General features: G+C 61.6%; 9 protein-coding genes and 1 pseudogene. 3 read left to right on the forward strand and 7 right to left on the reverse strand.

Going from position 1 to position 13813, the window contains the following annotated elements:
• Nucleotides 1-63: 63 nt before the first annotated feature.
• The 4 genes from B5G20_RS07610 to B5G20_RS07625 form a co-directional block, all read right to left on the reverse strand.
• Nucleotides 64-663, reverse strand: coding sequence for an NUDIX hydrolase (locus tag B5G20_RS07610; protein ID WP_087356439.1), 600 nt, complete (start codon nt 661-663; stop codon nt 64-66).
• Between the two features lie 1103 nt (nt 664-1766).
• A complete protein-coding gene (locus tag B5G20_RS07615) occupies nt 1767-2420 on the reverse strand; it encodes a CpsB/CapC family capsule biosynthesis tyrosine phosphatase (protein WP_087356323.1) in 654 nt (217 codons plus the stop codon).
• 79 nt (nt 2421-2499) lie between these two features.
• Nucleotides 2500-3312, reverse strand: a complete 813-nt coding sequence (locus B5G20_RS07620) for a CpsD/CapB family tyrosine-protein kinase (RefSeq protein ID WP_087356324.1) — start codon at nt 3310-3312, stop codon at nt 2500-2502.
• A gap of 3 nt (nt 3313-3315) precedes the next feature.
• A complete protein-coding gene (locus B5G20_RS07625) occupies nt 3316-3975 on the reverse strand; it encodes a Wzz/FepE/Etk N-terminal domain-containing protein (RefSeq protein ID WP_087356325.1) in 660 nt (219 codons plus the stop codon).
• 207 nt (nt 3976-4182) lie between these two features.
• On the opposite strand from B5G20_RS07625, the pseudogene B5G20_RS10575 reads away from it, so the two are divergent.
• Nucleotides 4183-4326: pseudogene (locus B5G20_RS10575) on the forward strand (family 1 glycosylhydrolase); the annotation flags it as partial.
• Between the two features lie 656 nt (nt 4327-4982).
• On the forward strand, nt 4983-7208 hold the full coding sequence (locus tag B5G20_RS07640) for a DUF4012 domain-containing protein (RefSeq protein ID WP_158094422.1): 2226 nt from the start codon (nt 4983-4985) through the stop codon (nt 7206-7208).
• Between the two features lie 135 nt (nt 7209-7343).
• Here the strand turns inward: B5G20_RS07640 and B5G20_RS07645 are convergent, their stop codons facing one another.
• Nucleotides 7344-8078, reverse strand: coding sequence for a glycosyltransferase family 2 protein (locus tag B5G20_RS07645; protein ID WP_087356329.1), 735 nt, complete (start codon nt 8076-8078; stop codon nt 7344-7346).
• Nucleotides 8079-8082: 4 nt separating this feature from the next.
• Nucleotides 8083-9645: a hypothetical protein gene (locus B5G20_RS07650; protein ID WP_158094423.1), complete on the reverse strand. Its 1563-nt coding sequence runs from the start codon at nt 9643-9645 to the stop codon at nt 8083-8085.
• 432 nt (nt 9646-10077) lie between these two features.
• Between B5G20_RS07650 and B5G20_RS07655 the strand changes: the two genes are divergently transcribed.
• Nucleotides 10078-10593, forward strand: a complete 516-nt coding sequence (locus tag B5G20_RS07655) for a bifunctional nuclease family protein (RefSeq protein WP_087356331.1) — start codon at nt 10078-10080, stop codon at nt 10591-10593.
• A gap of 376 nt (nt 10594-10969) precedes the next feature.
• Here B5G20_RS07655 and gyrA read toward each other — a convergent pair whose 3' ends face one another.
• Nucleotides 10970-13726, reverse strand: a complete 2757-nt coding sequence (gyrA, locus tag B5G20_RS07660; protein WP_087356440.1) for a DNA gyrase subunit A — start codon at nt 13724-13726, stop codon at nt 10970-10972.
• Nucleotides 13727-13813: the final 87 nt, after the last annotated feature.

A 13813-nucleotide genomic window follows, 5' to 3' on the forward strand; every position in this document is an offset into this window, starting at 1 on the left:
GGTGAGCCCGCACACAAAAACAGCCGCCGGCCAGAGCGGCTGTTTTGCACTAAGGCGCGTTTGTTACTGCATATCCGCGAGCCGATGGCCCATGACTTCGCAGGCCAGCGCGCCGACGACCGTCTTGGCGTCCTCGATCTTGCCGTCGAGCACCGCGTCCACAAGCTCCTTGACCGGCACGAGATCGACGTTGAGGAACTCGTCGTCGTCCGGGCGGGCGCCTTCAAACGAGAGCTGCGTGGCCAGGTAGATGTGAATGAGCTCGTCGGAGAAACCGCAGCTCGTGGCTATCGTGGTGAGGTAGGCAATCTTGCCCGCCGCAAACCCGGTCTCTTCTTTGAGCTCGCGCTTGGCGCAGTCGAGCGGGTCCTCGCCCGGGTCGAGCTTGCCGGCGGGAATCTCGACTGTCACGCGGCCGAGCGACGTGCGGTACTGGCGCACAAGGGCGATCTTGCCCGACGTGGTGAGGGCCACCACGGCTGCGGCGCCGCGATGGCGCACCACATCGCGCGTGGAGGTATGGCCGTTGGGGAGGCGCACGTTCAGGCGCTCGACGTCAAAAATCTTGCCGCGCCAGGCGATCTCGCTGTCGATGACCTCCTCGCGCAGGTCGGCATCGTGCTCGGCCTCGTCGCCCAGCACGAGCGCGGGCAGGTCCTCCATCTCGGGCGTGGGCGAGGCGTTCTCCTCGGTGCGGTCGCCGTCCTCGACCTCGATGCCCTCCGCCTGCTCGTTTACGCAGCTCTCCTCGGCCATAGTGCCTCCCCTATCGCGCCGGTTGGTCTTCTACAGGGTACCCAAAGTTGCGCGCACCGGGCGCGAGGGGACGTCAAACGACCCTATCCCCTTGCTACGCTTTCCGCACATAACGCGCAGCGAACATTTAGACGGACTCGACGGCATTAACTTGTCGTCGAGCTCGTTTGTGACGATGCGCGTGGTGCTGCACCTGCTGTTTGAGGGGCACAAAGCATGGGTGGAGCGAAACGAATAGCAAGTGTGGCCAAAAATGAGGTCGAAAAAGTAAACCGGACATAGGCTCGATGCCCCGCGGGCGTCGGATTGCAGCTCGGGGCAGCCATTTTGGGCAAGAAGGGCGCTCCGAGAGGCGGCTAGAGCGTCATATGAAGCCCCGTCGGGCCGACCTTGCCCGACGAATTACTTTTTCGGCGCTGTTTTTGGCCATGGTTGCGATTTTTTGTGGGTTTGCATCCTAAGGTACACGACATCGCCGTTGGCCGGCGTAGGGCGCACGGTCGCAATTCGCGCAGCATCTCCCCGGTCAGACCGACCAATCGAGCCGCTATACCCGCAGCATGACCACACACAAAAAGGCGCGTCATGGACAACTCCGCAAACCGCACGGGCAGTCGCATACCTACCGGCGACGATTTTGAGGATGACCGGCAGCGCTGGCTTGATGCCGTCGGACGCGCCAAACGGCATTAGTAGCAGGCGATTGGACGCCACGCGGCCATCGGTGGACCGACGCGATCAATCGAATTGGTGCAAAGCGTCATATTCGGCTTGATGCCACCCGCTACGCCACCTTTCATATCAAGCAGTGGCCAAAAATGCGCGTAGGGGCAACTAGTAGCCCCTCATTTTGGTCTAATACCATGACCTGCTTAAGCGAATCCTGCGCTTTCTTTCAGCTTAAGCATATATAGATGGTGTTAAGAGGGGTTACTAGTTGCCCTTACGCGTATTTTTGGCCACTGCGTCAGTCAACCATCTGTTTTACACTGCCTGACTGGCGCTTCTTGCTACGATTTAAAGTGTGCACCCCGCACCGAATAGTCGCGGCGAGCGCGCGCCAGGTAGTCATAGTGCTCGGGCCGGTGCGCATCGCTTGCGATGAAGCTCACGAGGTTTTCTTCAAACAGGCGCTTTGCGGGCTTTTTCTCTCGACCGAGGCGTCCGCCAGCTACAAAGTCAGCTGAAACCTGCAGCTTACAACCCATCTTAACCAAGCGGCGCGCAACCTCGATATCCTTCTGCACCGCTCGATAGCGCTCCGGATGTGCGATGATCACCGTATAGCCCATGCCCTGCAGTTCAAAAATGGTGCGCTCGTATTCGTCGAACTTGAGCTTGTCGGCAACCGTGGAGAGTTCGAGCAGAAACTCGTGTCCGCCGTCAAACGCCAGCCGGCTTACCCACTGCATTCCCAGCTCCATGAGCTTAGCATGGTTTACCTCAAAGCCCATCCGCAACGGAAAGCCCCCAGCGTGCTCCTGTAGCAATTCAAAGGCGTCCCACATGGCATTGTAGTCAAAGTACGGGTCGCGACAGTGCGGCGTGCACACGATGCTCGTCACGCCCGCGCGCCGAGCGGCATCAAGCATGTGCAGACTCTCATCCAGGTTGGATGCCCCGTCATCGACTCCGGGCAAAATATGGCAGTGCATGTCTCTCATCGTGTGCACCTTCTCTCTATACGTCGTACTTGCGCTGCACTACCGTGGAGCAGCGAACCCTTAGCTCTACCTCAGCGCCTTACCCGCGCGAAAAACGGCTCCCGCTCTGTGCGTGGCCGGTACGGTGCGAAGTAGCCGGGGCCGGCGCCTGTGCACCCACCGCGGCGCCGCGCGCCGCCGGCATGCTCGGAGCCTCCAGCGACTCTCCGCCGCCCTTACGCACACGCTTACCATCTTTGGTGTAATAAGAGTAGTAATGGTCGCTCGCATCGGCCGCGCACATGTTGGCCACCGCGCCGATGATGTTGGCGTCTGCCTTCTTAAGCTGCTCAAACGCCCCCATCACCTCCTCGCGCTTTGCAAAGTTCTCGCGCACCACGAGAATCGTGGCGTCGGCATGCGTCGAGATGATGGCCGCATCCACGAAGGTGCCAACCGGAGGAGTGTCGAACAGCACGTAGTCGTAGCTCGCCTCCATGGCGGCCTCAAGACGCTTGAAGCGCTGGGACGAGAGGATGTCGGGCGGATTGGGAATGTGCGGCTCGGAATCGAGGAAGAAAAGATTCTGCTGACTGGTGGCCGAAACAGCATCTTCAAGGTCAATCTGGCCACTTAGTACCGCATAGATGCCGTAGCGAGCGCGGACGCCTATCTCATCGGCGAGCGAGCGACGACGCATGTCACATTCAACCAAAAGCACGCGCTTGCCGCTCGAGGCAATAGCCACCGCCAGATGATGCGCAACGGTGGTTTTGCCCTCATTGGGCACCGACGACGTGAGGACGATTGACTTTACCGGCGCGTCTACGCTGGCAAAACGGATGTTGGCATAGAGGGTCTTGGCGGCGTTTTGGGCAACCTCAGCACTCGCCGGGGCGTGTTTGCGCGGCATGGCCTATCGCCCTCCTTTCATCTCGGGGATGCGTCCGATTACAGGCACTCCAAGCAGCTGTTCGATATCCTCAGCGTCGCGGACGCGCGTATCGAGGATGTCCATGAGAACCACAATGGCAACCGCGGCAAAGAGGCCAGCCATAAATGCAACGGCCACGTACAGCATGCGATTGGGGCCGCTCGGTGCCGTGGGCGTGACGGCCTCGTCGATCACATTGACGCTCTCGACGTTCATGACCTCGCGTGCCACCGCCGAAACGTTGGCGGCAAGGCCGTTGGCAACAGCGGCTACGTCCTCAGCATTGTCGCCGGTCACCGAAAGGGTGATGACGCGGGTGGTTGACTCACTCTCGACCGAGATGTCGAAGGCGTTGAGGTCCTCGAGGCCGAGCTGCTTTGCAGTGTCGGCGGTGACGCGATCGCTCTCGAGCAGTGTCGCAACGTCGTTGGTGAGCATCTGGCTGGCGGAAAGATCACTCGAAAGCGCCGAGGAGCTGTCAGTGGTGCTCGAAGCAAGCACGTACATGCTGGTCGAAACGGTGTAGGTGTTATGCATAAAGAGCAGGCTGCCAAAAGCCATGATGATGGCGCAGGCAACAGGCAGGGTCACCACCAGCCGCAAGTGCTTGCGCAACAGCGTGAGGAGTTCAAGCAGTGTCATCGTTAGCCTTTCGTGCAAGTTCGACTTGGTACAGGGGGGGGTAGACAATTTGTGCCCCCTCTCCCAATCTATCTACCGAGGGGATTATAACGCCGACGGATGGTTTTGACGCTTTAAGCACCGCTTTTGCAGAAGGTGCACATGGGGCAAGCATGCATGATGCACAACTCGCAATGCTGTGCTTTGGATGAGCCACCGAGAAGCAAAGCCGGCACCCCAGAGCGCAGCAAACGCTACGGCTATATCTACGTAGATGCGGATGACTGGGGAAATGGAACCTTCAACCGCTCGCGCAAGGACTCGTTTGCCTGGTACAAGCATGTAATCGAGACAAACGGCGCCGAACTGTAAGCCGTAAACACCGCACGCGACGCAGGCGCGCCGCCAACCGCTCGGGGTCGGCTGTCTTTACAAAGAGGTACCCCGGGAACAGCAGCTCCCGCACCTTACGCCACGCCCCATCCTTGCGGCGCATCAGCTCAAAGGTCGGCAAAAAGCATTCCTCAATCGCGTCGGCCGCGTGTCTGCGCAATAGCTCCGCACCGGTGCGCTCTCGCCCACCGATCACCTGAATCACGTAGATGCGCATGGCACCCCCTCTGCGGCAGTGCCTTGCCCACTATTTGAGCCAGCCCTCGACCAAAAGGCCTATAGCTCCGCCCAACCAGCAAACAAGCCAGCTACCAGCAACGACTATTCATTCCCCTGCATCGCATCGGCAACGCGCGCGCAGCGACGATTGCCAGCCACCAGGATATGTAGGCTTAAGCATATCGCAGAACCCTGAAGCATGGGTTGAAGGTTGTGTAAAGGTGGGGTGTTTCAGCGGAGCGACACAAACGTGAGGGGCGGCACGCCCGCGGAGCATGTGGCGGATTGCGGCAGCGTCTGCCGTGGTCCCAACACCGCCTGTACCCTCCCCTGCTGTTTGTTTCCCATGTAAAACATGGGATTCCGGGGCAGCTCACCTATCATGAGAGTGTATGTACAACCTACGGGAGGACGTTATGCGAAACACCGACCTCACCAACGAACCCCTCGCATCAGATCCGGCGCCCGCCCCGCGGCGAGGCAACCATTTCTCGAGCGGCCCCTCCTCCAACGGCGGCGACGCAGCATCCGCGCGCGGTGCGGCCCGCGCGGCAGGAGCCAGCTCGGCAGCCACCCGGCAGCGAACCGTTGCCCCCGACGAGACGGCAGCCTACACGAGCGCCTACTTTGCGAGCGCCCAGCAGGCGCCGACGGCAAACGCGGGCCGCACAACCCACGCTGCGGGTGCGTCTGCATCTGCGACGGGCGCCCAGCCTACTACAGCGCGTCACACCGCACAGCCCCAGGCAGCCCAGCCTGTTGCCGCGACGCCCGTCCGCGCAACGCAGGCTCCCCGCATCGCTTCTGGCAGTGGTGGCAACGGTGGTAATGGCTACGGCGGCGCGCCCCACTCCTCCTACTACGACCAGCAACCTCCCCGCAAGCGCGGACGCGGCAAGCTCATCGCCGGCATCGTCGGTGCGGTGCTCGCCGTTATCGTGGTCGTCGGCGGCGTGTGCGGCTTCTTTATGCTGCGCGACTATCAAGAGATCAACGCGCAGGTACCCAACCTCATGGAGGAGGCCGGCTCCCTCAAAGACGCCGTGATGGCCGGCGACGGGGAGACGGTGCGCAACACCGCGGCCGAGATTGCCGGGCAGGTCTCCGACATTCACAATCGCCTTGAAGGCATCCCCTGGAAGCTCGCCTCGTTTGTGCCGGTCGTCGGAAGCGACGTGAACACCGTCCGCACCGTCGTGGCCGAGGCCGACCGCCTCTGCCAGTACGCACTCATCCCCGCGTGCGACAGCCTGGGCGACCTCAACCTCAGCAACCTCATGACCGACGGCGCCATCAACGTGGGCCTGCTCCAGTCGCTCGCCGACACGCTCCAGAGCGTCGCGCCCGTGGTTGAGCAGAGTGCCGAGACCATCGCCGACCTGCCCGAGCCCAACATCGGCAAGGTGCGCGAGGTCGTCACCAAGGTGCAGGGCGTTTTTGAGAAGGCCAACTCTGCCGTAACCGCCATAAATGAGATTGCCCCTTACCTGCCCCAGATGCTCGGCGCCGACGGCGTGCGTCATTACCTCCTCGTTGCCCAGAACAACGTCGAGCTCCGCTCTACGGGAGGCTTCCCGGGTTCTGTTGGCGTTATGAGCGTGTCAAACGGCGCCATCTCACTCGGCGACTTTGTCAGCGTTGGAACAACCGCCGATGGTGGCCTGCACTGGTACGATCAGGCGGGGTTTGGCGTCACCAGCGAGGAAATCGCCATCTTTGGTGACCGCGTGGGCAAGATTCCCGCCGACACGCCCTTTATCTACGACTTCCCGCGCGCCTACTCTCTCTTTACCCAGATGTACCTCGACCAAAAGGGCGGATCCATCGACGGTGTCATTGCCATCGACCCCGTGTTCCTCCAGTACATGCTGCAGATCACCGGCGGTGTAGATGTCAACGGCGTTGCGGTCAACGGCGATAACGCCGCAAGCCTGCTCATGCACGACGCCTACAACCTCTTTGACACCGACACGCAGGACGCTTTCTTCTCCGCCGTGGCGGGAGCGGCCTTTAACAACATGATGTCCAACCTGGGTAACGTGAGCCTCACCGACCTCCTTGGTGTTCTGGAGCGGGGCATCCCCGAGGGCCGCTTCCGTGTGTGGATGGCCAACGAAGACGAGGAGAAGGTCATCGAGAAGCTCGGCATGAGCGGTGCGGTCGAGACCGACCCGACCACTCCTCAGCTTGGCTTCTATGTTGCCGATGACACAGCCTCTAAGATCAGCTGGTACATCTCGCTGAACACCACGATCAACTCTTCCACCAAGAATGCCGATGGCTCGACCACGTACAACGTTACCTCGACAATCACCAACAACCTCACTCCCGCTGAGGCTGCAAACCAAGATCAGTACATCACCGGCTACAGCACCATGAAGCGCGATGTGACCGACATGCTCAACCGTGTTTATATCGCGGCGCCAGCGGGCGGCACCATCAGCGACGTGACCGTCGACGGCTACTCTAACGGCGGCGGCCTGGCGACCTACAACGGCAACCAGGTCTACGTAGACTTCGTGCAGACGCTTGGCGGGGCTACGACGACCTTTACCTACAACGTCACAACCTCGCCGGAAGCGACGGAGGAGCTTACCATCGTTCAGACGCCGACCGCGCAGGGAATCGCCGGCTGGCAATAAAGCGGTAAGCCAAGGCACTCAAGCCAAACATCGCATGGCAAAGGGCCCGCGGGTACACCGCGGGCCCTTTTGGTATCAAATTATGTGCTGGAAAGCTCACTCGGCGCGCATGCGCAACGTGGCCGTGAGCTCTGCCTAGCGCTCACCCGCGGCCAAACGCCAATCAATCTCGCGATTCAGCTGCCTAAAATCGCGGAGCGCGCGGCGGCCGATCCCAAAGATGCTCTTGAGGTTGATGGAGTTAACCCCACCCTGGCGCGGCCTAAAGGTAACGGGGAGATACTTTACCGGCTCGCGGCGCTTGGCATACACCACCGAGAGCACCACGTTGGTGAGGTTGAAGTCGTCAGGCACAAAGCTCAGATTCTCGCGCAAACTCTGTGCCGTCATGAGCCTAAACGGCGTATTGGCATCGGTCACGCTCACGCCGAAGAGTATGCGAACGACCAGCTTGAGTGTCTTGGTAACAATGACGCGCGAAAACCCATCCTCACGCCCGCGGCGCCACCCGATGACCATGTCGTAGTCGTTTCGCGCGGCCCAAAACTTCCAAAACTCGTTTGGGTTTGTCTGCCCGTCGGAATCGGTCTGAAATACAAAGTCAGCCCCGCTTTTGAGCGCAAACCGATAGGCCTCGATCAGCGTGGCACCATGCCCGGAGTTGGCCTTGGTTTGCGGCAAGAAGCGCGGGTGCGTCTTGGCAAACTCGCACATAAGGCGGTAGGTGTCGTCTTTGCTGCCATCGTCAAACACAACAAGAGCGCTGCTGCCGCCAACGCGCTCCACCACCGGATACCACTGCTCGAGCGTCTCGTGAATGTTGGCCGCCTCGTTGTAGGCCGGCATCACGATGTAGAGAGAGTCCGCCATTCCGTTACTCCACTTCTTCAATCGACTCGCTGCGAGGCCTCCGGAGATGGTCCACCGCCTGAATAAGATATGACACCGCAGCCGCCGCAAACGGAATGAGCACAATATAAGCGGGAAGCGTGTACTGAGCCTTGGCCTCCCAAACGAGGTAGAAAAGGCCCAATCCCGCGGCATACAACAGGGGAGCCATATCGCCGATCTGCAACGGCCACCCCTGAGCATTGGTACGCCGGCGCGCACGGATGCCCGCCACAACTGCAACAAGCGACCCGCCCATAATGAGCGTCTGCATGCCGTCGAGCAGCGCCACGATCGCCTCGTGAAGCGGCCCATAGTACACCGCGCGCACAAGTGGGATCAGGGGACGCTCAGACATTACATCGACCCCGGGCGAAGCATGACTCCAATTGCTCGCCAGCAACGACTCCGAGGTTGGATCGCACCATTCTGAGCAGTATTTCTCCGCAAAAAACGCTGCCGCAAAAGCGGAATCGGCAAGCAGCGTTTCGATCGACCCGCGAATCTCCGCGAGGGCGGCCGCGTCGTACGCCTCGGGGTCATAGGTTGTCTCGTCGCCGTTATCGAGCGACCAGAGAAATCCGTTGTACCAACCCGTCGTCTCGAGGTCGAGGCCCATAGAGATATACGCCGACGAGGGCATGCTCCGAGAGGTGCTGATACCGGTCTTATACTCAACGTAGCCGTTAACCGCCATGACGCTCAGCGCACACGCACCCGCCATTGCGAGGACCACGATTAGAGGGGTCACCTTTAGCCAGCGCACGGCATATACCACCCACACAACACCCATGGCCACAAGTGCGAGCAGCATGCTCGATTTGAACAGGTAGGAGAACGCGCACCCCAGGCAAAAGCCCACCGCATATGTCGCGCGCTTCGGACACAGCTTTTGGCCGCCGGAGCGGTGGCCCTCATAAGCGCGAATCAGCTTAACCTGACAGAGCATGGCAAATGCCGCAAATGCCAGAGAAATCATGTTGGGATAGGCAAACGTCGTGTAGAAGATCGGCGGCAGATACAAAAACTGCAGCACGATGCAGATATTGGTGATACGCCGATTCTGAAACACTTCGCGCGCGATGGCAGCGATGAGGTATGCGAGCCAAGCGGTAAACAAGGCGTTGAGCACCTCCATGGCCGCGTAATAATGACTCGTGATGAGGGACATCGCGTGGATCACCATCACGTAGGTCATCTGATACGGGAAGCGCTCCACATACCTGCCCGGCTCGTAGTAGTGGACCCCTTGCTCGCCAAAGGTTCTACCCGCGTCAAACAATGCGCCCGAATCCCAATCAGGCCAGACGTCCGCGAGTACCGCCCACGCCACACCGGCGAGCAACGTGTATCCCGCGAGCAGCAGGGCAAACCGACGCTCATCAATGCGATCGAGCAGCCCCATTTTGCAAAGTATCCAGATGAAACCAACAATGAGGACCATGGAGATGATGGCGATGGGGGCCGTCGTAAAAGAAAGGCTGTAGGCGCCAGAATAATCGGGATAGGTGCTCGTGCACACCAGTGTGGCAAACGACGTGACAGCCAAGAAGAGCACCACGCAGCCAGCTAACACAAGCTCGAGGGCCCTACCTGCCATGGTCCCACTTGCGGAGCGCACAAGCGGCACCTCGGGAGAGGAAGCACCAGTATCTGGTATGCAGGCGTTGCGACGTTGTTGATACGCCATGCAGGCTCCCCTTCTGCTAGCTATGGATGACCGCTCGATATGCCACAAGGCTTATCGGCGAGTGCGTTTTGTATTCACCTAGGTTATTTTAGTCCTCGCGCGCACCAGACCACCCCGCACATGAAAAGCCCGTGGAAAGGCACTTGGGCGTTGGGTTTTGGGTATCATAGCGTATCGATTTGCGCGGTTCCGGGGCCGGGCGGTCCTGCAAGCGCGTTGTCGCCGCGGGGGCCGCAGGCAACGCCGACGCGCAGTCAGCGCAATAAACCAACGGGTACGGGAGGTGCCATCATGATTCGTGTTGATATCGAGACCATCGTAATGGCCTCCGGGCCCGTTCCGTCGCTCATCGTGCTCCGGGAACGCAAGGATGCCGAGGCCGACGGCGCACCGCGACGCGCGCTCTCCATCCAGACCGGCTCGTACGAGGCGGCCTCCATCAGCCGTGGGCTCGACAGCTCGCAGCAGAACCGCCCCATCACGCACGACCTCTTTGTCAACACGCTCGATCAGCTCGGCGTCAAGCTCGAGCGCGCCGAGGTCAACCGGGTCGACGCGCCGATCTTCTACGCGCGGCTCGTGCTCTCCACGCCCACCGACGACGGCGCTACCCGCGAGGTCGCGGTCGACGCGCGCCCAAGCGACGCCATCGCCCTCGCCGTCCGCGCCAACGCGCCCATCTACGTTGAGGATGACGTCATGAACCGCGCCGGCACCATCGTCCGCCATCACGACGCCAACGCCGCCGAGGACGAGCTCCGGCAGTTTGACCAGTTTGTCCAGACACTCTCGCCCGACGATTTCTAGACTTTCGCCGCCCGGCAGGCCGTCTCGGAAAACTCGACCCCTGATGTGAGTGCATCTTTTCAAATCTCGGAGTAGTACTTTATTTTAGTAAAGTGCTCACCTGGGGTTTTCCGGGCAAAAGAGGACGAAAACCGTCGGTCTACTCAAGGTTCCCAAAAGATGCACTCACATCGGGGGTCGAGTTTCTCGCACGGTGCGTTCCAGCCAAACTTGCAGGCCATATCGAACCGAAACGAGCGTCCTGACCAGCCAACCGTACCCAACTAGCCAGCCCACGAGACCTGGCAGCGTCCAGCACCCGCCGTCGCGCGCAAAAACGAGGGGCGCCCCGGCACCAAGCCAGAACACCCCTCGTCGCAGCTATCCGCGCGCAGCGCTACTCCTCGAGCAGGTCCTCAAGGCCCGTATCGCCCGCGCCGATGTCCACATGGTCCTCCTCGCCCGCGGCATCGAGCGCACCGAGGTCGAGCGCCTCCTGGCCCTCGGCCACCGCAGCGGCCCGGGCCGGCTTCTTCTTGGCGCTCGTCATACGCGCCACAGCCGTCACGCGGTCTCCGTCGGCCACGCTCATCATCTTTACGCCCTGCGTGGCGCGGCCGGTCTGGCTGATCTCGTCGGTCTTGACGCGAATCACCGTCGCGCCCTCCGTGATGATGAACAGCTCGTGCTGCGGCCCCACCGTCTTCATGGCGGCGAGCTTGCCCTTGCGGTCGGTCATCTGGATCGTGTAGACGCCCTGGCCGCCGCGGTGCTGAAGTGGGTAGTCGGCCACCGGGGTGCGCTTGCCAAAGCCGCGCTCGGTGATCACAAACAGGTCGCCGCGCCCGTTGGAGATCTCCATCCCCAGCACCTGCGCGTCGCCCTTCATGCGAATGCCCAGTACGCCCGAGGTGTCACGGCCGGTCGCGCGGACCTGGTCCTCCTCAAACATGATGGCCTTGCCCTCGGTGGTGGCCATGATCACGCGGTCGCCCTCGCGCACGCGACGCACGTCGAGCAGCGCGTCGCCCGCCTTGAGGTTGATGGCGATGATGCCGTCGCGCCTCGAGCGGTCGTAGGCGCTCATCACCGTCTTTTTGACCATGCCGCTCTTGGTGGCAAACAGCAGGTACTCGTTGTCGGGGAACTCGCGGCAGCTGATAACGCTCGCGATCTTCTCGCCGTCCTCAAACGGCAGCAGGTTCACAATCGCCGTGCCGCGCGCCTGGCGCGTGCCCACCGGCAGCTCGTGCACCTTGAGGCGGTACACCTTGCCGCGGTTGGAGAAGAAGAGCACGTACTCGTGGGTCGAGGCGATAAACATCTCCGAGATGACGTCGTCCTCTTTGAGGCTCACGCCCGAGACGCCCTTGCCGCCGCGCTTCTGCGCGCGGTACGCGGCCACCGGGATGCGCTTAACGTAGCCGGTGTGGGTAATCGTCACGACCATGTCCTCGTCGGCGATAAGGTCCTCCACGTCGAGGTCCTTCTCGGCGGCGCGAATCTCGGTGCGGCGCTTGTCGCCGTACTTCTTGGAGATCTCGCGCATCTCGTCCTTGATCACGCCGAGGATCTTCTCCTCGTGCGCAAGCAGGTCCTCGTAGTAGGCGATGGCCTGGCGCAGGCCCGCCAGCTCCTCCTCGATCTTGTTGCGCTCGAGACCGGTCAGGCGGCGCAGGCGCATCTCGAGGATGGCGCTCGTCTGCTCGGGCGTAAAGCCAAAGCGCGCGATGAGCCGCTCGCTCGCCTCGCTGTCGGTCTGGGAGGAACGGATGATGCTGATGACCTCGTCGATGTGGTCGAGCGCCATGAGGTAGCCCTCGAGGATGTGCGCGCGAGCCTGGGCCTTCTTGAGGTCGTAGCGGGTGCGGCGGGTGACCACGTCGACCTGGTGGTCGATGTAGTAACGCAACATCTGCGGGAGCGACAGGCACTTGGGCACGCCGTCCACGAGCGCCAGGTTGTTGGCGCCAAAGGTCGTCTGCAGCGAGGTGAACTTGTAGAGGTTGTTGAGGACGACCTGCGGGATAACGCCCTTCTTGAGCTCGATGACGAGGCGGATGCCCTTCTGCGTGGACTCGTCGCGCATGTCGGAGATGCCCTCGATGCGCTTCTCGTTTACGAGCTGGGCGATTTTCTCCTGCAGCGTGCCCTTGTTGACCTGGTAGGGAATCTCGGTAAAGACGAGGCGGTTGCGGCCGGTCTTGGTGGACTCCACGTGCGCCTTGGCGCGCACGGTGATCGAGCCGCGACCGGTCTCGTAGGCCTGACGGATGCCGTCGGAGCCCATGATGACCGCGCCGGTGGGAAAGTCCGGGCCGGGCATGATCTGCATGAGCTCGTCGACCGTGGCGTCCGGGTGGTCGATGAGGTAGCAGGTGGCCTCGACGGCCTCGGTGAGGTTGTGCGGCGGGATGTTGGTGGCCATACCCACGGCGATACCCGAAGAGCCGTTGACGAGCAGGTTGGGGAAACGCGCCGGCAGCACCTGCGGCTCGGCGAGCGACTCGTCGTAGTTGGGCTGCCAGTCGACGGTGTCCTTCTGGAGGTCGCGCAGGAGCTCCATGGCCGGACGCGCCAGACGGCTCTCGGTGTAGCGCATGGCCGCGGCACCGTCGCCGTCGATGTTGCCGAAGTTGCCGTGACCGTCGATGAGCGGGGTGCGCATGCTGAACCACTGCGCCAGGCGGACCATCGTGTCGTAGACCGCGAAGTCGCCGTGCGGGTGGTACTTACCGATAACCTCGCCGACCGTCCAGGCCGACTTCTTGTGCGGGCGGTTGGGGTAGATGCCGCTCTCGTTCATCGCGTAGAGGATGCGGCGGTGCACCGGCTTCAAGCCGTCGCGCACGTCGGGCAGGGCGCGCGCCGTGATGACCGACATCGAGTACTCGATGAAGCTCTGGCGCATCTCGTGGCCGAACTCCGAAATCTGGAGCTGGCCGCCGTTGATGTCCTCGCCGGCCGACTCGCCGCGCTCGACGGTGCCAAAGCTCTCCTCGAGCTCGCCGTCGTCCTCCGACTCCTCGTCGTCCTCGGCGTCCTCCACGTAGACGTCGGTGCCCTCGTCGTCAGCCTCGGCGCGGGCCAAGAGCCGCTTGAGGTCCTCGGAAAGCCCCTCGCCGCCGGTATCGGCGCCAGGCGCGTTGTTCATATCGTCTGCCACGTAATCCTCCTACTCAGATCGTGGTCACCGTCATGTGGGTCATTTGGGGACGTGTTCCAAGTGCCCCATTCAAAA

Source organism: Collinsella sp. An7, assembly GCF_002159335.1.
Classification (GTDB): Bacteria; Actinomycetota; Coriobacteriia; order Coriobacteriales; family Coriobacteriaceae; genus Coprousia.

Coding starts and splice junctions, on each gene's coding strand:
- B5G20_RS07610 (WP_087356439.1), bottom strand. CDS start 663: ATGGAGGACCTGCCCGCGCTCGTGCTGGGCGACGAGGCCGAGCACGAT.
- B5G20_RS07615 (WP_087356323.1), bottom strand. CDS start 2,420: ATGAGAGACATGCACTGCCATATTTTGCCCGGAGTCGATGACGGGGCA.
- B5G20_RS07620 (WP_087356324.1), bottom strand. CDS start 3,312: ATGCCGCGCAAACACGCCCCGGCGAGTGCTGAGGTTGCCCAAAACGCC.
- B5G20_RS07625 (WP_087356325.1), bottom strand. CDS start 3,975: ATGACACTGCTTGAACTCCTCACGCTGTTGCGCAAGCACTTGCGGCTG.
- B5G20_RS07640 (WP_158094422.1), top strand. CDS start 4,983: ATGCGAAACACCGACCTCACCAACGAACCCCTCGCATCAGATCCGGCG.
- B5G20_RS07645 (WP_087356329.1), bottom strand. CDS start 8,078: ATGGCGGACTCTCTCTACATCGTGATGCCGGCCTACAACGAGGCGGCC.
- B5G20_RS07655 (WP_087356331.1), top strand. CDS start 10,078: ATGATTCGTGTTGATATCGAGACCATCGTAATGGCCTCCGGGCCCGTT.
- gyrA (WP_087356440.1), bottom strand. CDS start 13,726: ATGAACAACGCGCCTGGCGCCGATACCGGCGGCGAGGGGCTTTCCGAG.